15 protein-coding genes are annotated in these 19,452 nt (G+C 61.4%); 5 read left to right on the forward strand and 10 right to left on the reverse strand.

Annotated features, from left to right (window positions below):
- Positions 1 to 33 precede the first annotated feature (33 nt).
- From tssM to tssH, 10 genes are all read right to left on the reverse strand, one after another.
- Positions 34 to 4,077, reverse strand: coding sequence for a type VI secretion system membrane subunit TssM (gene tssM, locus PQR53_RS01500; RefSeq protein WP_408450804.1), 4,044 nt, complete (start codon positions 4,075 to 4,077; stop codon positions 34 to 36).
- A 38-nt stretch (positions 4,078 to 4,115) separates the two neighbouring features.
- Positions 4,116 to 5,351, reverse strand: coding sequence for a type VI secretion system protein TssL, long form (gene tssL / locus PQR53_RS01505; protein ID WP_408450805.1), 1,236 nt, complete (start codon positions 5,349 to 5,351; stop codon positions 4,116 to 4,118).
- Between the two features lie 69 nt (positions 5,352 to 5,420).
- Positions 5,421 to 6,767 carry a type VI secretion system baseplate subunit TssK gene (gene tssK, locus PQR53_RS01510; protein WP_408450806.1) on the reverse strand — a complete coding sequence of 449 codons (1,347 nt, stop codon included), beginning with the start codon at positions 6,765 to 6,767 and terminating at the stop codon, positions 5,421 to 5,423.
- Positions 6,768 to 6,782: 15 nt separating this feature from the next.
- Positions 6,783 to 7,298 carry a type VI secretion system lipoprotein TssJ gene (gene tssJ / locus PQR53_RS01515; protein ID WP_408450807.1) on the reverse strand — a complete coding sequence of 172 codons (516 nt, stop codon included), beginning with the start codon at positions 7,296 to 7,298 and terminating at the stop codon, positions 6,783 to 6,785.
- Between the two features lie 85 nt (positions 7,299 to 7,383).
- Complete coding sequence (locus PQR53_RS01520) at positions 7,384 to 7,866, reverse strand: Hcp family type VI secretion system effector (protein ID WP_323045403.1); 483 nt, start codon at positions 7,864 to 7,866, stop codon at positions 7,384 to 7,386.
- 92 nt (positions 7,867 to 7,958) lie between these two features.
- A complete protein-coding gene (locus PQR53_RS01525) occupies positions 7,959 to 8,462 on the reverse strand; it encodes a hypothetical protein (protein WP_408450808.1) in 504 nt (167 codons plus the stop codon).
- On the reverse strand, positions 8,459 to 8,818 hold the full coding sequence (locus tag PQR53_RS01530; RefSeq protein WP_408450809.1) for a tlde1 domain-containing protein: 360 nt from the start codon (positions 8,816 to 8,818) through the stop codon (positions 8,459 to 8,461). Before PQR53_RS01530 ends, PQR53_RS01525 begins: the two co-directional genes overlap by 4 nt.
- 126 nt (positions 8,819 to 8,944) lie before the next feature.
- Complete coding sequence (tssC, locus tag PQR53_RS01535; protein WP_408450810.1) at positions 8,945 to 10,438, reverse strand: type VI secretion system contractile sheath large subunit; 1,494 nt, start codon at positions 10,436 to 10,438, stop codon at positions 8,945 to 8,947.
- A 38-nt stretch (positions 10,439 to 10,476) separates the two neighbouring features.
- On the reverse strand, positions 10,477 to 11,013 hold the full coding sequence (tssB, locus tag PQR53_RS01540; protein ID WP_408450811.1) for a type VI secretion system contractile sheath small subunit: 537 nt from the start codon (positions 11,011 to 11,013) through the stop codon (positions 10,477 to 10,479).
- Between the two features lie 79 nt (positions 11,014 to 11,092).
- Positions 11,093 to 13,792, reverse strand: coding sequence for a type VI secretion system ATPase TssH (gene tssH, locus PQR53_RS01545; RefSeq protein ID WP_408450812.1), 2,700 nt, complete (start codon positions 13,790 to 13,792; stop codon positions 11,093 to 11,095).
- A gap of 304 nt (positions 13,793 to 14,096) precedes the next feature.
- Between tssH and PQR53_RS01550 the strand changes: the two genes are divergently transcribed.
- The 5 genes from PQR53_RS01550 to PQR53_RS01570 all read left to right on the forward strand — a co-directional run bounded on the left by PQR53_RS01550 (position 14,097) and on the right by PQR53_RS01570 (position 19,405).
- Positions 14,097 to 14,732 carry a TagK domain-containing protein gene (locus PQR53_RS01550; protein ID WP_408450813.1) on the forward strand — a complete coding sequence of 212 codons (636 nt, stop codon included), beginning with the start codon at positions 14,097 to 14,099 and terminating at the stop codon, positions 14,730 to 14,732.
- Between the two features lie 82 nt (positions 14,733 to 14,814).
- Entirely contained in the window at positions 14,815 to 15,321 is a 507-nt protein-coding gene (tssE, locus tag PQR53_RS01555) for a type VI secretion system baseplate subunit TssE (protein WP_408451153.1), read from the forward strand.
- Between the two features lie 51 nt (positions 15,322 to 15,372).
- Complete coding sequence (gene tssF / locus PQR53_RS01560; RefSeq protein WP_408450814.1) at positions 15,373 to 17,253, forward strand: type VI secretion system baseplate subunit TssF; 1,881 nt, start codon at positions 15,373 to 15,375, stop codon at positions 17,251 to 17,253.
- A complete protein-coding gene (gene tssG, locus PQR53_RS01565) occupies positions 17,253 to 18,314 on the forward strand; it encodes a type VI secretion system baseplate subunit TssG (RefSeq protein WP_408450815.1) in 1,062 nt (353 codons plus the stop codon). The genes tssF and tssG overlap by 1 nt, the downstream gene beginning before the upstream one ends.
- Positions 18,311 to 19,405 (forward strand): type VI secretion system protein TssA, encoded by a 1,095-nt coding sequence (locus PQR53_RS01570; protein ID WP_408450816.1) that lies wholly within the window; start codon positions 18,311 to 18,313, stop codon positions 19,403 to 19,405. The genes tssG and PQR53_RS01570 overlap by 4 nt, the downstream gene beginning before the upstream one ends.
- The last annotated feature ends 47 nt before the right edge of the window (positions 19,406 to 19,452 follow it).

Below are 19,452 nucleotides of genomic sequence, written 5' to 3' on the forward strand. Positions count from 1 at the left end.
CTTCCTCGAACGTCCCGCTTCGCTCCATTGCAATCACTCCGCCCGGGCAAACGGCAAGCCCGCTGGCAACGCCATCGGCAACCCCGTCGGCGGCCCGCTGTCGTTCAAGCCGAACGTGGGCATGGAGCTCGGACAATGAAACGAACTCAGCACGTCGCTCGTCAGCGGATTGGCGACACTACCGGCCCCTGCTATATCGAGCACCGCCTTGCGTCCATCGAAATCGAATTCGACGCGCGTGCGCCCCGGCGTCGCGGTATCGATCAGCGTGCCTTTCTTCAGCAGACGCATCAGCGCCCATGGCCCGTCAACGGAAAGTGTCGATGTGTCGGGACGGATACGCGGATTCGCCGTGATCTCCGCATGCGCACCACCCTGCGGACCTGGCCACGTCACGGGAAACGCGCGCACGGGACCGTGCTGGTACTGCATGCCCTGGCCGTCGATATCGAGCGCGAGACCCGTGATGACCGGATCGAGTTCAGCAATCCTGATGTCCGCCTTCCAGCTGAGCTTTTTCTGTCCGGACTCGGTAAAGAACACATCACGAATCGCCTTGGCCCGCTCGAACGACTGCAACGCCGGCCCCTGCACCGGTTCTGTCGCGCCGGGCAGTGTCCGGTAGCGCCACGGCTTTGCGGATGTGTCCACGAACGGGGCGAGTGTTTTAGCAAAGAAGTCGTCGATAACGCCGCCCTGCGCGAACACGCGGTTGAAATCGTCGATGCTCACGTCCTGTTTGCCATCGGGCGAAAACGGAAAATTGCCCTCCACCGTGAGCCGGCACGCATCGCCGAGCGTGGCAACCATCTGCCGGGACAGCAGTTGCCCGATACCCTGATTGACCTCGAGCGATCCCTGCACGGCCAGATCACGCAGCACTTCACGCAGCGGCGCCGGCAAGGTATCGGCGGTCAGCTTGAGCCTGAGCGCGGCGTCGCTCGCCGGCGGCATGCTGTTATTGGTCAGCGCGTTGTCTGCGACCGTGAGTACCGTGTAGTAGTTGTTCAACTGGCTCGCGAGACTGTCGAGCTGCAACGCGCCGCCTTGAGCGGCGGATTGCCCGCCCGCTTGCGTCGCTGACGGCGTGTCGCCCGCACCGGTCACCACTTCACGCAAGGCCGCAAAATGACCGTCGACCAGTTCGCGCTCGAGTCGCTCCTCCGCACGAATGCCGAGAACCGGCTCGCCTTTCTGTGTCAAACGACCTGCGGCCTTTTGCAGGAACGACGGGTCCTCGTCCGTGTCCGGAGCGGTCAAGGTGGTCTCTTTCACCGCCGCGCGCGCAAGCCTCGCAAGCGGCGAATCGGGCGCGGCGAAGCGACGGAGCACCTGCAGATCGAACGCGAGGCTCGTCCCCGTGACCGGCCTGATATCGCCGAGAAACGCATCCCACTGCTGCGCGTATTCGCGCAGATATTGCCGGCGGATTTCACCGGTCAGCGGATCATCGCCAGGCTCGACCCGGTTCACGATTTCAGCGGTTTTTTTTTGAGCATCATATTGAGCATCGCCGAGCAGGCTGCGTCCCATCACCCACGCGTCATCGTCGCGGGCCTTGCGGGCAAACTCCGGTAGCCGCTTGTCGAACAGATTGCGGTAGCCGTCGTACGTGAAAAGGCCTGGCACACCGCGCGTAAGCGGTTCACCGCTCACGCGCGTGAAGACCGTCCCGGCCTGGGGGCCCACGGCGCGCAACAGCGTGAACTCTTGCGGCGCTTCTTTGCGCATGGCGGCTTTTGCGCGGTCATAGAGTCGCTGAGTCGCGTTGTTACTATCGAGAAACGCGCGTGCCTGCCCGACGAGCGCTTCGTTCCTGACGAACGGCGACTGCACGACACGCTCGCCCGAAAACAGTTGCTGGACGTGTTCGATCATGCTGGCTCGCCCGCCAAACGCCGCCGCGCTGTCGGTGCGAGACCAGTCGTTGAGAACCCATGCCTTGACCTCGTCGGCGTTGTAGCGGGCTCTGTCCTGCAGCATCAGGTACGCGCGCAACGTGTCGTAGGCGGTCTGGGCGTTCTTGCCGGCAATCGCGTCAGACAGTACCGATTCCATGCGTCGCACGATTTGCGGCAGCAGCAGGTTGTCTTCGAGCGCGTTGTAGGTGTGGCGGCTTTCGATGGCCACATCCCGCGCCATATAAAGACCATAACGATAAGCACTGTCAGGGGCGGACAGATCAAGACCCGGATAGGTGGCCAGATACTGCGCATCGGTGAGCGTATCGGGCACCGCTTCAGGTTTCGGGCTTGCGTAGAGTTGCGTGACCCTGGCGGCCAGCGCCTGGGTCTTGTGCCCAATACTGTCGAGATAGGCGCGGTTGTGACCGAGGCTGGTCCACACCCCCGTCGCCAGCCACGCAAACAGCACGAGCAACAGCGCGTGTGCGAGCGTCCTCAGCAGCCTGAACCGGAACTCCCAGTGAAGATTCGGCCGCACGAGATGGGCCTCCGGAAACACCACGCGGGTCAGTACATCCTGCAGGAAATAGCTCTGGTGACTGGCGGTGTCATCTGTCTTGACGCGGGGCACACGCTTCAGTTCCGTCCAGAGTTGCTGTATGACCGTGTGACGATCAGCAGCGATCGTATGGTTGTCCTGCCGCGCGCTGGTGAAATAGACACCGCGCAAGGTCGCGTCGCGCTGGGTCGAGTCATATCGGGAATCGAGGAATACGCGCTCGATCAACGCGCCCAACGGCTGAAGCAGCAGTGCGAACTCCTCGTGCAATGCCACCAGCTTGCGACGCCTGGCCTCGTCGTATTCGTCCTGCAAGCGGGTGTTGACACCGTCCGCGAGCCGGGCCGCCAACAGATCAAGTTCCGTTTGGCAACGCTCGCGCAGACCGACTTTCGCCATCGCCCGGATATCATGCGGCAACGTCATACCCCATGCCTGCGAGCGGCCCTCTGCTGTCAGCGAATCGAAGTATTCGGCAAAGCCTGTCAGAGCGTCCATCCTGGTGACGATCAGATAGACCGGAAAGCGGATCCCGAGATCGCGGCGCAACTCGGCCAGTCGCGCGGACAATGCCGCAGCGGCCGCGGCACGCGTCGGCGCGTCCGGACCGATGATCTCCGCGACGTCGACTGTCAGCAGCGCGCCATTGATCGGCGCACGCGGACGGTGTTTGCGCAGCAACGCAAGAAACCCATGCCATTCCGCAACATCAACCGCTTGGACATCCGCGTCGCTATCCACGCGTTTCGACGTGGCGTCCTCCTTCCGTGCCGCATGCGTCGACGTGATTGAAACGGGCGAATTCGCTGTCTTGCCGGCATCCACGACAGCGTCCGTAGCACGCCCGTATGTCAGCCCGGGACGCGTATAACGCCCGGTGGTGTCGATCAGCACCGCCTCGTTCGTAAGCCACCAATCGACATGCGCCGTGCCGTCACCCCTGGCGCGCCGCGTCAGCGCCTGTTGAATCTGCTCGGCGCCCGGAAAGGCGAGTCCGGCATTCAGCATCGCCGTTGTCTTGCCGACGCCTTTCGACCCCAACGTGATGTACCACGGCAACTCGTACAGATAGCGCTTGCCCTGAAACAAACGGCCCACGCCACTTGCACCCGTGCGCATCGAGCGCAAGCGATCGAGCGCCGCGTCGGTCATCCTGCCGACCTCGACGAGCGCGCCCGACGCAGGGGACGGTTCTTGCCTGTCACCGAACGTCATTATTCGCGACAGGAACGTCGCGTCGCTCTGCATCAGGCGCACCATGCGGTACAGCCCGTAGATCGCAAACAGCGCAAGCACGACTGCAATGGCTATCGTCCGCGCAGCGGCCGATTCAAGCGGCTGCGCGTTTCCGAAGGAGAGCAGCGGCGCCGCATACCAGATCAGCAAACACAGCACCGCCACGAACACGATGCTGGTCGGCTTGCGTGCAAGCCACAGCAACAGCCCGCTCAACAACAACGCGATCACGAGCACCCGCATCCCTGCGCCCGCCAGCGGCCTGAGTGCGCCGAACGCAATCAGCGGCCCGACGAACCAGACGACCAGACCCACGACGATCGACGTCATCAGTGCCAGGAACAGGCGCGACGCCAGAAACGACAAAACCTTCTTCATTCAATAGTCCCGAAATCCAGCGACGCCGCTGCCAGCGCTCACTCTGCGACGTTGATCTCAACGCGACGGTTCTGCGCGCGCCCCGGAAGTGTCCTGTTATCGGCAATCGGGCTCGTGTCGCCCTTGCCCACCGCCTCAAGCCGGCTCGCGGGCACGCCGGCGTCCTGCAACATCTGCATCACCTGGGCGGCGCGCTCTTCCGAGAGCGCCTGATTCGATGCAAATACGCGACCGCGAACCGGCATGTTGTCGGTATGGCCGATCACGGTGACCTTGCCTGGAACCTTGATGATCTCGGCGGCGATTCTCGCGACGAGCGGTTGCATCGACGCATTGACCATAGCGTTGCCGGGCACGAACATGTCGTCGCCATGAAACGTGACCGCACTGTGGCGCGCGTCCTCGTCGACGCTGACCTTGCCCGCTGCGATCTCCGCGCTGAGCAATTCGCGCAGGTGCAACGCGGATGGCGCCGGCGGCGTCATGCGGCCAATGTCGGCAATCTCCTTCTGAACGGCCGCGCCCTGCGTCAGCAAGTCGTACTTTGCGTAGCAGAACATCGCGAGCAGGATCAGCCCGAGGACCGTTGCGGTGACCCAGACAGGCACGTCGAGAAACGAGTGGCGCCTGCCGCCCGCCGAGCCAGTCCAGTGCGGCGACAGCGCCGCCGGAACCGGGCCGCGCTGAGCGACGATTTCTGTGTACAGACGCTGACGCACCTCGTCGTGCTGACGGTGCCCGCTGGGGGCCGCCCGGTACATGCCCTCGAAGCCGAGGCTCAATACGCGGTAGATCACTTCGAGCAGATTCAGATGCTCCCGGGGCTCGGTCATCAAGCGCCCAATCAGCAAATACACCTTCTGCCCGCCCTGGTTGTCCTCGTGGAAAATGGACGCAAGCGGCGCGTTCGCCCAGGCGCTCACGTTCTTGGCATCGAGCGCCAGCATCACCACCTCGTCGAGTGCCGTACACAAGCTGTAGCGCGCACCCAGCATGTGATCGCGACGCAGGTTGGCCTGCTCGCAAAGCTTCTGGAACAGACGAACTTCCTGCTGGAGCAGACGCCGAAGCGGGTCGATTGCATCGATGTCGAGTTGTTGCGGCATATCCGCCAGCGCGCGCAGCAGCGGTCGCCCTGCTTCCAGGAGCGGATTGCGCGCGGCGTTGACCGCTTGTAATCGCGCGCCGAAATTCGTGTCCGCACTGCTCGTGTTGCTGAGGCGCGGCTCGCGCGAGTTGCCCGATTCCGTCCAGGGTAAGGTCGTCGCGCTCATGGGCTGCCATTCAGGTGGTTGGAGGTTCGCGCGCATCGGGCCATCGCGACGGCGCAGGTCTTCGGAATGTCAGCCACGGACACCCCACAACTCCAGTTTCAACGAAGGAAACTCACCCGCGATATGCAAGGCCAAACCGCCGTGACGCGCGACCTCATCCCACAACGGTCCAGCGCGCGTGAACTCGTAATAGACGTAACCGGCATTGAATGGAATCTGCCGCGGGGGCACCGGGAGTGCCTGTAGCGCAATGCCGGGCAAGTGCGAGCGCACGAGGTCCGGCAACCGTTCGGATGGCCCGGCCTTCGCCTGGGCGGCAAATTGCTGCTGTAGAACATCTGGCGGCATCTGCGCATGCACGGCCAGCACCACGGCCGTGAAGCGTTGCATGTCCGATGGATCGACCACGGCATTGCGCATGCCATGCGCCTGTTCCTGGAGCGGGATGCTCTGTGCGCTGCGCACGAGTACCGCGTTGAGCAGGCGGTGCGTATCGTCGACTAGAGGCTTCAGACAAAGATGCGGCGCACTATGCTGATAAGGAGGATGCGAATCCAGCGGGCGGCGCGTTTCAGTGCGCAAGTAGGTGGACAGTTCGCCCGCCATGCTGAGCAGCAACGCGTATAGATCAGCGGGCGAGGTTGGCGGTACACGCCTCAGGTGCTGCAATAACGGCTCATAACGGTTGAGCGTCTGTAGCAACAGATAGTCGGAGACCTCCGCGGCCACGCCCGCCTGGCCATCACCTCCGGTCAGGCGTTGCGCCAGCGCGTTGGCGCGCAAGTGCGTCAAGTCATGAATCTTCTCGAGCCAGCTCGTCAGCAGCGCACTGGCGCCATAGGCGCTGACCGGCGGCACAATAGTGTCGTCCAGTTCGATACTGCCATCGGCACCGATCGTTTTCACCCGAGTAAGCGCGAGGCCGATCCACGCATCAGTCAGTTCCTTTTCCGGTAACAGACGCAGCCGCAGGTTGGATAACTGGACGGTCTTCGGCCCTTGCGCGACCGAGTTCGTGTCGCGCAAATCGATATCAAACGCGGCATAGCGCGCCAACGAATCGGCTTTGTCGTCGAAGATCGTTTCCTCCGCGTTGGGCACGCGGATCGGCACCGCCAGATAGACCAGCTGCTCGAGATGTTCGGGGCGGATCGTCAAAGGAGCGGGCGGCGGCGTACTCGCGGGCGTATCGAACGGCGTGCCGTCAGCAAACACGCCCGCCGCCGATTTGACGATCACTTTGCCCAGCGCCAGCGCTTCGCTGTCGATGCTGTAGTGGCTGAAACCAAAAAAGAACGGCGACAGCGACGCCGCACGCTTGTGCGCGTAGTTTTCCAGATACCGTTCCTGCTGTTGAAACAATTGCGGGCGCAGAAACAGCCCTTCGCTCCAGACAACCTTGTTATGCCAGCTCATGAGGATATGTTTCCGCTACTTGCTTTCGGTAACCTTGAGCGCGTTGGCGTCGAGGTCGATATTCAGTTTCACTTTGCCCGCGCGGCGATACCACGCCGCGTCCGGTGCCGGTGGCAACGGGTAGGTCTCGCGCCACACGGCATTGGGCAAATCACGATAGGCGGCCAGAATGCCAATCGCCAACGTGGAAGGATTCGATTTGCGACGCACGGACTTCGTGTCACCGGGCCGAAGCAGGAATTCCTCACGCGCGTTGACATCGTCCGCGAGGAGGGTCTTGTCCCTGTCCTGTAGCGAAAAAAAGTCGGCAGCCGCGAACGCGGCGTCGTTCTTCAATTCGTACACCCGCACGACGATGGGCGCGGCGCGGCCCTTATCGTCCGGGTTGACATCTTTCGCGGCCTTGATCGACAGATCGAGCCGGATCGGCTCTTTCGCCGCCTGCGTGTTGGGGTTGCTGCTCACGCACGCCCCCAACACGACGACCAATGCACCTGCGAGCGACGCGGTGACAGGATTGAACAAACGCATAAAGCCCTGCAACAAAGAGAATGGCGGTGGGCACAACGGCGTTGCGCCCAACTCGGGTACTGCCCTCGGGATTGCCTTTCCCGCCCTACGCTTCCTTGTTGCCCTTGATGTCGTAGCTGGCCGTCACCGCGCCGCCGCTGCCGCCCTGGGCATTCTGTACAACGTACTCCTGCTTGACCTTCGCAAATGACAGGTGAACCTGCTCGCGCATGCGCTCGTCTTCGCTGCTGCCCGATGGTTGAACCACGGTGACGATCACATCGCTCATCGTGATCTTCAGATACTCGAGCGGATTGCCGCCGGCCTTCCGGGCGACCAGCGTGGCCTCGTTGATATGTTTGCCGCCGAGGCAATATTTCATCAGATTGGGACTCGCCCGATCGATGTAGTGTTCGAATGCCAGATCATGTACCGTCGCCTTTCCGGCGCCGCCACCCGAACCCGCGTGCATGTTCGACGCCTGCGAGATTCTCCAGCCCCAGTTCGCAATTTCGATCTCGTTTTTGTGGGTCGAATCTTGCGATTCACCATCGATGCCACTGATCTTCAAAAAAATGTCTTGTGCCATTTAGCGCTCCTTTGTGGTTAATTCAGGTACAAACGGTAGTCATATGTGTAGAGGGACGAATTCATCCCTATGCACAGTCAGATCTGACGACGTCAATTCCGCGAAGTCGAGCTTGCTTGCGCACGAGTCAATGCCGCGAGGCAAGCGCCACGCTGGGAAAATTGAGCCGATCCCGGAACGCGTTTCACGGCCGGAATGGTTTTGTTCAGATACGCCGCCACCTCGTGAGGTGTTGGCTCGATGAACGGGACACCGCACACGACCCCGGCGCCCGTGACTGGACCGTCCTTCAGAACCTGCAACACCGCTCGCGGATTCTTCGGCAACGCCTGGGCCAACGCAACGCTTAGACCGGTGGAATCACCCGCGTCGGTTCCGTTGGCAATCGCCGGCGCGACGCGAATCCATGCGGCTTTTCCCGAGGCGATCCCGCTGAGCACCGTATCGAAGTGCCCCGCGCGATCAAGCTCCTCAACAACAGTCCTGGCTCCACGCGAATGGATATCGCGCGTGAGCTGTGCCGGACTCAACGGCTGTGCATGACACGCGCCAGCTAGCGCGATCAGCACGAAGGCGGAGAAGTGGACGCGCTTCATTGCACCACCAACTCTCGGTCCGTACTGCGATTGATCTGTTCCCGAGTCAGGCGAGGGAGAATGATGCAACCATGCGACGCCGTATGCGAAAGGTTGTCGCCGTGAATCAGAAATGCACTGCGTCCGAAAGTTTGAGTACTTGCAATCGGCGCCAAATCCATGGAGACCGCGCCGGTCCGATGCGATTGCCGGGCGTTTCCGATCCGGTAAGTGCCACGCGGAATGGGGCCGACATTGGGCTCCCTTTCCATCAGCGAATTGTTTCGTCCGGCACCTGCCCCTGAGTATCCGGTGGCCGCGGTATTTCCTTGTGGGTCCTGAAAGACGCCAGTAGATTGAATGTATGTCCAGGGCATGTCTATTTCTTAGGTGTAGGGGTCGCCGACGTCGCTTGATACGACTGCCGGCTGAATGAACAGAGCAGATCAGGCCGCCTCAGAAGGCCATCGACCTCACACGGCCGTGACGCATGTTCAAGGTATTCACGCCGCCTCCTTGATGGACGGAAGCTTCGCGACAAGACGCAGCGACACTGTCAGACCTTCAAGCTGGAAGTGCGGACGCAAGAAGAACTTGGCCTGGTAATAGCCAGGATTTCCCTCGATGTCTTCAACGATCACTTCCGCTGCTGCCAATGGACGGCGAGCCTTGGTTTCCTGGGACGAATTCGCGGGATCGGCATCGACATAGTTCATGATCCATTCGTTCAGCCAGCGCTGCATGTCCTCGCGCTCCTTGAACGCACCCACCTTGTCGCGCACGATGCACTTGAGGTAGTGCGCGAAGCGCGAGCAGGCGAACAGGTAAGGAAGCCGCGCCGACAGGTTCGCATTGGCCGTGGCGTCGGGATCCTGATACTCCGCCGGCTTCTGCATCGATTGCGCGCCGATGAAGGTCGCGTGATCCGTGTTTTTGCGGTGGATCAACGGAATGAAGCCGTTACGGGCGAGTTCTGCCTCGCGACGGTCCGAGATTGCAATCTCGGTCGGGCACTTCATGTCGATGCCGCCGTCGTCGGTGGGGAACGTATGGCATGGCAGGTTTTCCACCGTGCCACCCGACTCGACGCCGCGAATCAGCGTGCACCAGCCATACAACCTGAACGAGCGGTTAATGTTCACGCCCATCGCATAGGCCGCATTGGCCCACGCATAGCGCCGGTGATCGGAGCCGCCGGTGTCTTCCTCGAAATCGAATTCATCTACCGGGTTTGTCTTCGCGCCGTATGGCAAACGCGACAGGAAACGTGGCATGGCGAGACCGACATAGCGCGCATCTTCAGTGTTACGCAGCGAGTTCCACGGCGCATACTCGAGGTTCTGCGTGAATATCTTGGTCAGATCGCGTGGATTGGCCAACTCCTGCCACGAGTCCATTTGCAATACTGAAGGTGAAGCACCGGAAATGAACGGCGTATGCGATGCCGCCGACACCTTCGCGAGCGAACCCAGCAGATCGACGTCCGGTGGCGTATGGTCGAAATAGTAGTCGGCGACCAGACAACCGTATGGCTCACCGCCGAGCTGGCCATATTCCTCCTCGTAGATCTGCTTGAAGAGCGGGCTCTGGTCCCAGGCCGCGCCCTTGTAGCGCTTCATCGTGCGACGCAACTCTTCCTTCGACACATCCATGAAGCGAATCTTGAGCTTCTCATCTGTCTCGGTGTTCGACACGAGATGATGCAGACCGCGCCATGCCGATTCCAGTTTCTGGAAATCGCCGTGATGCAGAATCATGTTGATCTGCTCGGACAGCTTGTGATCGATCTCGGCAATGATCGCCTCGATGCTCTTGTAGGCATCGTCACTGATGGTGACCGATTGCTGCAGCGCCTGCTCCGCGAGCGTCTTCACCGCGAACTCGACCGCCTCCCGAGCCTGTTCCGTCTTCGGCTTGAACTCCTGGGTCAGAAGATGGGTGAAATCATCGTAGGTCTGCGTGCCGGTGGCCGCTAGCCGCGTGTCCTGCTTTGCCATGCTGAATTCCTCCTTGCGCGTTGATTCAGTCGAGTCGATCAGGGGGTTGTGGTCACGCCTTGCGCTTCAGCCGCGGTCTGCGGTTTCGGCGCGGCGGCTAGCGCCTTGAGCAAGCCGGGATCCTGCAGCAGCTTGTTCACGAGGCCTTCCGCACCCGACTTGCCGTCCATGTAGGTCTGCAGATTCGCGAGTTGCGTGCGCGCCTCAAGTAGCTGGGCGAGCGAATCGACTTTGCGCGCGACCGCGGCAGGCGAAAAGTCTTCAATGCTCTCGAACGCCATGTCGACCATCAGATGGCCGTCGCCGGCCAGCGTGTTCGGCACGGAGAACGCCACACGCGGCTGAATCGCTTTCATGCGTTCGTCGAAATTGTCGATGTCGATTTCCAGGAACGTTCGGTCCGCGACCGGCGGCAACACCTCGACCGGTTTGCCGGACAGGTCGGCAAGCACACCCATCACGAACGGCAGTTCGATCTTCTTCTCCGACCCATAAACCTCGACGTCATATTCAATCTGCACGCGAGGCGCTCGGTTGCGCGCGATGAACTTCTGCGAACTGTTGGAAACGGACATTGCATGGCTCCTTTGGCATGGCAAATTGGGGGGGGCAAAAATAATCTGGTCGGTCGCAGGACAACGAACGATGGGGTGCCTATCCGGGAACAGAATCTCGCCGTCTTTCGGCGCGAAACGTGAGGCCCTCACGCGCGTCAGGGGCATCCTGATCGTGATTGGCCACATCGATTTCAATCGACACAAGCGTGGCTTTGCCTGAAAGCGCGTCCAGCCACAGGGCGGAGAGCCGAGGCAGCACGTGCTGCTCGATAAAGCCGATCAGGGCGCGCGCGCCGGTTTCCTGAACGAGGCAGCGCCCGACGATGTGGTCGACAACGGGCTCGCTGAACCGGAGCGTGATGGCGTGTTGGACCGCCATCCGTTCGACGACACGCCCCAAGTGCAGCCTCACGATATCGGCAAGCGTCTCGCGGGCAAGCGGCAGATACGGCACGACAGACAGACGGCCGATGAACGCGGCGGGAAACGCATCGAGCAGTGCCGGCATCAACGCGCGGCGCAATCCGGCTGCGTCAGGCGTGAGCATGGGGTCCGCGCACAAGCCAGCTGTCAGTTCCGCGCCGAGGTTGCTGGTCAGCAGAATCGTGGTGTTGCGGAAATCGATGTATCGGCCGTCGCCGTCTTCCATGTAGCCCTTGTCGAACACCTGGAAGAACATTTCATGAATATCCGGGTGCGCCTTCTCGATTTCGTCGAGCAGCACCACGGAATAGGGACGGCGACGCACCGCTTCGGTCAGCACGCCCCCTTCGCCGTAGCCGACATAACCCGGCGGCGCGCCTTTGAGTCCGGACACCGTATGGGCCTCCTGGTACTCACTCATATTCAGCGTAATCAGGTTCTGTTCGCCGCCATAGAGCGCTTCCGCCAGGGCGAGCGCGGTTTCCGTCTTGCCGACACCGGAAGGCCCGGCTAACAGAAATACGCCAATCGGTTTGTGCGGATCGGTGAGACCCGCGCGAGCGGTCTGAATACGCTCGCAGATCTGACACAACGCGGCTTGCTGGCCGATCACACGCTGCGACAACGTGGCGGGGAGCGCCAGCACGGCGGTGACCTCGTCAGTCAGCATCCTGCCCGCGGGAATGCCCGTCCAATCCGAAACGATTGCAGCGACGATTGCCTCGCTTACCTCAGTGAAGACGAGTGGAACATCCTGTTGGCGCGCAGCGAGGGCGTGCTCGAGTCCACGCAGGGAATCTGCGGGAGCGGCCTCGGCGAGAGCGGTTTCATCGACGCGGCCGATAGCGGATCCGCGTGCATGCAGCAGTGCCTGCGCGGCCTCCATCTGCCCTTGCCACCGCGTTTCAACTTCGCGCGCCTCGACGGTGAGTGCGTCGATCCGCGCCTTCACCTTGCTGAGCGCCGTGCCCGCGTCCAGACCGATGCGCGCCTCACGATGCAGGAGCGCCTGCTCCACCTCCGCCACCTGTAGCCGGTGCAACACATCCTGAAGCTCGCCGGGTGGCGCATGCTGCGATAGCGCAACACGCGCGCAAGCGGTGTCGAGCAGACTGATCGCCTTATCCGGCAACTGGCGGGACGGAATGTAGCGATGCGACAGCGTGACCGCTGCGCGAATCGCTTCGTCTCGAATCTCGACGCCATGATGGGCTGCAAATGTGCCCGCTACGCCACGCACCATGTCGATCGCCGCGGCCTCTTCCGGCTCCATGACCTGCAGCACCTGAAACCGGCGTACGAGCGCGGGATCCTTCTCGATATGACGCTTGTATTCGCTCCAGGTCGTCGCGCCGATCATGCGCACCGTGCCACGCGCAAGCGCCGGCTTGAGCAGGTTGGCGGCGTCGCCCGTACCTGCCTGGCCGCCGGCGCCGACTAGCGTATGAACCTCATCGACGAACAGGATGACTGGCGCCGGCGAATTGACCGCCGCTTCGAGGACGCCCTTCAGACGCGCCTCGAATTCACCCTTCATCCTCGCGCCGGCAAGCAATGCGCCGACGTCGACGGTCAGTAGCCGGACCTCCGCCAGTTTCGGCGGCACCATCCCGTTCGCGATCGCCAGCGCGAGGCCCTCGACGACGGCGGTCTTGCCGACGCCTGCCTCGCCCGTCAGCAACGGGTTGTTCTGCCGACGCCGCAGCAGAACATCGATCATGGTGCGAATGTCGAGTTCGCGCCCGACGACCGGATCAATGCCGCCGTCACGCGCGCGTGCTGTCAGGTCAGTGCAGAACTGTTCCAGCGGCTTGCCTTTCGCCGGCGAAGGCAACGCATTCGCTGCCTCGCCCGGCATGGCAGGTGACAAGTCAGTGCCATCGTAGGGCGCGTCGGCAGCCTCTGGAGAACGCTCGATCCATGTCGGCAAAACATCGCTCAGCCCCTCGACGGGAATCTTCTGGAAGGCCGCCGAGATGCTCAACAGCACACGCCGCAACTCGGGCGTGCTGACCAAGGCGGCCAGTAGCCACGCACCCCGCACGCGATGATCATTGAAGCTGAGCGTTGCGATGACCCAGGCGCGCTCGATCGCCGTTTCGATATGGTGAGAGAAATCGCTGATCGAACTTGCGCCGGCAGGTAGGGCAGCCAGCGCGCGGGCCATATCGCGTTCGAGCCCGGCAAGATCGATGTCGCAGTGCCGCAGGATGCGATGCAGGTCACTGTCGGACAGTTGGATGAGTTGATGCAGCCAATGCACCAGTTCGACATAGGGATTGCCGCGCAGTTTGCAGAATGCCGTGGCCGACTCCACGCTCCGGAAGAGTGTGCCGTCCAGTTTGCCGAATAGTGCGTGCCGCGAAATTCCCATGACTCGTTTCAATCCCGGGTTGATGTTCTTATCGAGAGATTCACAATTTCGGCGAGAAATTTACACTCGGCTTGCTACGTTTGTGAATAGTAAATTCCATCTAAATTCACAAAAATCACAAATGTAAATTTAATACGTCATCACGAGAGAATTGATCCTACATTGGAGCCAAGAAGAACCTACACAGATGTAGCCACTAGCCCTACAAACAGGCCACTCTATTGAAATTCATGGGCTTTCTGCAGATAATCTTCTGACGCACAAAACATCAGACACAGATATCCTAATTTCCGGATAAACAAAAATGAACGCTGCGAAAGGAAAGACAATCGTTAATGATAAAAAATCAGAGGCAATAGATCTTATTAACGAGATAAAAATTAAGAATAAAGATAATTATTCTTATTCAATCCTATATCCCGCGATTGCCAATGAGACACGGGCCAATTCATGGCCAGACACGAACCATGACGACACGATTTTTTCCTTGATCGGAACAGGCAGGATGGCTGGAACAACCCAGCCGGCGCAGTTGCGTAACGGCGATCTGATGGCGTCGCTGTATGACCGCTATTGCCGGGCGCTCGACGATCCTCAAAGCTCCCTCGAAGGTGACTGGACCACACCGTCCGCGCGCCCAACTGCGTCGCATGAAGTTCCGGACCTCACCTCGCAGCAGCAGGCCGCTTCCGTGGACGCACTCTTGTCCGGAGCGCAGCGCGTCGAGCAGGCGTTTGGGAAACTGGAAGGCGACCCGTCCGCCACCGTGACAATGGAACCGGCGCCCGACATCCTGCGGCTTTTTGCACCACCCGAATTCAGGGCACAGCCATCGCGGCTGCCGCCAGCGCTAGTACGCCGTGAACATCACGCTACCAGCATCGACAGTCCGCTTATGGTGCCGAACGTTCTAGCCGATCCGGCGCGATCCCATGACTGAGTCGAACCGACGGACGCCGCAGGTGTTGCACGAACCCGCTCGCGCGGCGCGACGCTCGCGTGCAAACATCGAGCGGCCAGCCATGCCGCGCCGTGCCAACACGCATCTGCTGCCGACGCTGCTCGATCGCCTGCGTGACGACGCGCCGCAACAGCTCACCGAAGGGCCCGAGGACCACGCACCCACGCGCTCGCAGATGCGCGATATCGTCCAGCGGGATCTCGTGTTCCTGCTCAATACGATCAGCATGGAAAGCGACCTGGACAGGGACCGCTATCCGTACGCCGCCAGCTCAACCATCAACTACGGCATACCACCTTTGGCCGGCGCCTATCTGGTTTCGCGCAAATGGTCGGACGTCGAAGAGATGATCCGGCGCGCGGTCCGCGAGTTCGAGCCGCGCCTGATTCCGGATTCGTTGGCCGTGAAGCCGCTCGCCGGTGAAGACGCAGCGAACCACTACAACGTGCTCATGTTCGAAATCCGCGGAATGATCCACATGGATCCCTATCCGCTCGAATTTCTGGTGCAGAGTTCGATCGACCTGGAAACCAGCCGCATGAACATTGCAAACGTACGCGTGAGCTGAGCCTTGCATCCCGCCCAATAACAGACATAGCAAACCATCGGAAGGCCCTGCATGGACCCGCGACTGCTCGACTACTACAACCAGGAACTGATCTATCTGCGCGAGATGGCAGGTGAATTCGCGCAAGCGCATCCCAAGATCGCCCGGCGCCTGGGGATGCAGGCCGGTGAAGTCGCCGATCCCTATGTCGAACGTGTGATCGAATCGTTCTGTTTCATGGCTGCGCGGATGCAGATCAAGCTCGACGCCGAATTCCCCCGCTTCACCGAACGGCTGCTCGAAGTCGTCTATCCCAACTATGTTGCGCCGACACCGTCGATGGCTGTCGCCCGTCTCTTCCCGAGCGTCAAAGAGGGCAATCTGGTCGAAGGCTTTCATCTTCCGCGTGGCGCGGCGTTCGTTGCACACGTGCCTGACGGCGAACAAACCGCCTGTCAGTTTCGCAGCGGCCAGGACGTGACGCTGTATCCGCTGGAAATTGTCGATGCGCAACTCACCGGCATTCCGCCGGACATTCCGTCGCTTGACCGTTACGTGCCGGCTCACACGCAGGTACGTGGTGCGCTGCGTCTGCGGCTGCGCATGAGCGGCGACGCTCACATCAGCGATCTGCGAGGTCTCGACCGCTTGCCGGTCTATCTCGCCGGCGACGAACAGGTCGCGTCGCATCTTTTCGAGCTTCTGCACGCCGCGAGCATTGCGTCGCTAACGGGAACGCCTGGTGCGCTCGGCAGCACGTTGCATGCGGTGACATCCAATGCGGTCGACCACGAAGGATTGGCGCCGGATCAAGGTCTATTGCCGCTGATCTGGTCGAGCTTCCATGGGCACAACCTGTTGCACGAGTATTTCGCGTGCCCGAACCGCTTTTACTTCTTTTCGCTCACCGGACTCGAGCCCGGGTTGCGACGCATCACAGCAAAAGAAGCGGAAATTGTGATCCTGCTGGATCGCGTACCCGGCGCGCTTGCCAATCTGGTTGACGCGTCGCGTTTTGCGCTGTTCTGTACGCCGGTCGTGAATCTGTTCCGCCAGCGCACCGACCGTATCGAGCTGCCACAAGGCGACACGGAATTTCACCTGGTCCCGGACCGTTTGCTTCCGCTCGACTATGAGGTGTTCGCGGTCGAGGCAATGACCGGCCGCGTGGAAGCGACCTCGGAACCGCTGGCGTTCCGGCCGCTCTATCAAACGCTCAATAACGACGAAGGCAACTACGGGCGCTATTTCTCGATCCGTCGCGAGCGGCGACTGCTGTCCGATTCCGTGCGCCGCTACGGGACGCGCACGCCTTACATCAGCACGGAGACCTTCATCTCGCTGGTCGATCAGAACGAAGCGCCGTATGCCGAATCGATTCGTTACTTATGGGCCGACGCGTGGCTGACCAATCGCGATCTTCCCAGCCTCGTGCCGCGCAACGGCATAAGCGACCTGCGCGTGACCGGCTCGGTGCCGGTCGAGAGCACTGGGTTGATCCGCCCACCGAGCGCGCCCAAGGCACCCTATGCAGAGCGTGATACGGCGTGGCGCCTGATCCGGCAGTTGAACTTCAACTACCTGCCGCTCGCAGAGCTCGATCATCGTGCAGGCGGGCAGGGTCTGCGCGATCTGTTGCGTCTGTTCCTGACCGATCAGGATGAAGCACAGGGACGGCAGGTCGAAAGCCTGGTGGGGGTGAAGACTCGCCCGGTCACACGGCGTCTGCCCGGCGGCGGCCCACTGGTATTTGGGCGCGGGATTGAATGTTCATTGACGGTCGACGAAAGCGGATTTTCCGGCACCAGTCCGTACCTCTTCGGATTGATCCTCGAACACTACCTGGCACGTCACGTCTCCATCAACGTTTTCACGCAGACGGAACTGCATTCGATGCAGCGCGGACGCGTGGCCCGCTGGCCGGTGCGCATGGGCACGCGAGGCGCCGCCTGATGAACCGCGCGCCCTTGCCTGCCGCGCTACGCGACAGCGCGCTCTCGACCCAACTGCTTGAAAAGCTGCACGCCGAACCATGGCGCTTCGGCTTCCTGAGTCTGCTGCGGCGCCTCGGCGCCGATTCGCGTATCCCGCCGATCGGTTGCGCCCGTCGTCCGCAGGCGGAACCGTATCGTCTTGGCCAGCAACCGAGCCTGACCTTCGCGCCGCGCGAGATCGCCGAGGTCTGCGAAGTCGATGGACGTCTCAAGGTGCGGCTATTCGGTCTCGGCATGCTCGGCCCGAATGGGCCGCTACCGATCCACGTCACGGAAATTGCGCGGGACCGCAAGGAGAACCGGCGCGACAGCACGCTTACCGATTTTTTCGACATCTTCCATCATCGCTACCTGACGCTGTTCTACCGCGCATGGTCGTCCGCGCAAGCTGCCGCAGGACTGGATCGGCCGGACAACGAGCGGTTCTCGTTTTACGTCGCCAGTCTGTTCGGGCAAAGCACGGACGAGATCGCGCGCGAGCGCTTGCCGGCCCACGCGCGCATGGCGGCGTCCGCTCATCTGGTGCGGGAAGCACGCAATCCCGACGGTCTTCGCGCCACGCTCGCCCAGTTCTTCGGCGTGCCCGTCGCGATTGATGAATATGTCTGGAACTGGATCGAAGTCGATCCCGCTGAATACAGCATGCTTGGCCAACCTGGCGCGCCGTCCGTGATGTCGGAAGGCGCGATGTTGGGCGAACAGGTCCCGGACCGTCAGCACAAGTTCCGTATCGTCATCGGTCCGCTCGATATCGACGCCTATCTGCGTTTCACCCCGCAAGGCGCTGACCTGCCGCTGCTGGTGCAGTGGGTTCGCGCCTTCGTCGGGCTCGAGTATGCGTGGGAAGTCGAGTTGCGGATTCGGGCTCAGAGTGCGCCGCCTGCCGTGATTGGTGGATCCGAACGGCTCGGGTGGTCGGGATGGCTTGGCCGTTCGGTCACCGGTGAGCCGATTACGGGCATGCGCTTCGAACCCGAGCACTACGTGCTGACCCACACTAGCCCATTGAAGAATCCATGAATGCCAAGAAACAGGGTGCCGGAAAATCGCGGCATCAGGACACCTCGAGTCACGACTGGCTGACGCCAATCACGGAAGACGCGCCGTGCGGCGCTGATCTCGAATACGACCCGGAGTACGTCGTCCTGTCAGCGAAAACGATCGTGCAGCCGGATGCGCAATACGGCAATTTCGTCGGCTCGTCTGAGCCCGTCAACTGGAGCGATATCGATCGTGATTGCCGCAGGTTGATGTTACGCAGCAAGGATATCCGGCTTGCGGTTTTGTTCGCGCGTTGCCGCACGCGGCTTGCAGGGGCCGCCGGTTTAGGCGAAGGGCTGGCATTGCTCGCGAGCTGGCTTGATCTTTATCCGGAAGCGATTCATCCGCAACTCGCCGTCGACTCGGATCGTGACGCGGCACTTGAGATTCGCGCAAATGCGATTCAAGAGCTGACTGATAGCGACGGTTTGCTAGCCGACTTGCGAGAGATTGCGCTGACCCGATCGTCGGCGGCGCGCCTGCAGGTACGCGATGTCGAGCGCGCGTTCGCGCGGCCGCGTCCGGCTGATGCGCTTGCGCCCGAATCCGTGACAAGACAACTGGACGATCTACAGATCCAGAATCCGGCGGTGCTGTCCGGGTTCGGACAGGCATTGGCCAGCCTGGAAGCCGTTGAGAAGTGGAACGCTACGCATCTGGAGGCGTTCGCGCCTGATCTTTCCGCGCTGGACAGATTGCTGCGGCGGCTGGTTCGATCGACAGAACCCCAAACGGGGGCAAACGCTGAATCGGATGAAACTATTGTCGGTGACGCCTGCGCATCTGACGCGGATGAGACACCTGAGGCATCCGCTCCGGCGCACTCTGGCGTCTCCACGCTCCTCGCTGATCAGGAACCGGCCGGCCGAAGCACGCCTGCGCCCTTAGCCGACCGGCACACTGCGCTGGAGCAAATCCGTCAGGCGCGGTTGTGGTTCGAAACCCATGAGCCAAGCAGTCCGATTCCCGTACTGCTCCGGCGCGCGGAGCATTGTGTTGGCAAGCGCTATGCGGAAATCGTGCAGACCATTCCGGCGGATCTGCTGGCGCAGTGGGATGTAGATCGATAACCAGTGCCGCCGGCGAGCGTCAGCAGCTGCGACGCGGCGCACACGGC

This window comes from Paraburkholderia fungorum, from assembly GCF_046027605.1.
In the GTDB taxonomy this organism is placed as follows: domain Bacteria; phylum Pseudomonadota; class Gammaproteobacteria; order Burkholderiales; family Burkholderiaceae; genus Paraburkholderia; species Paraburkholderia fungorum_F.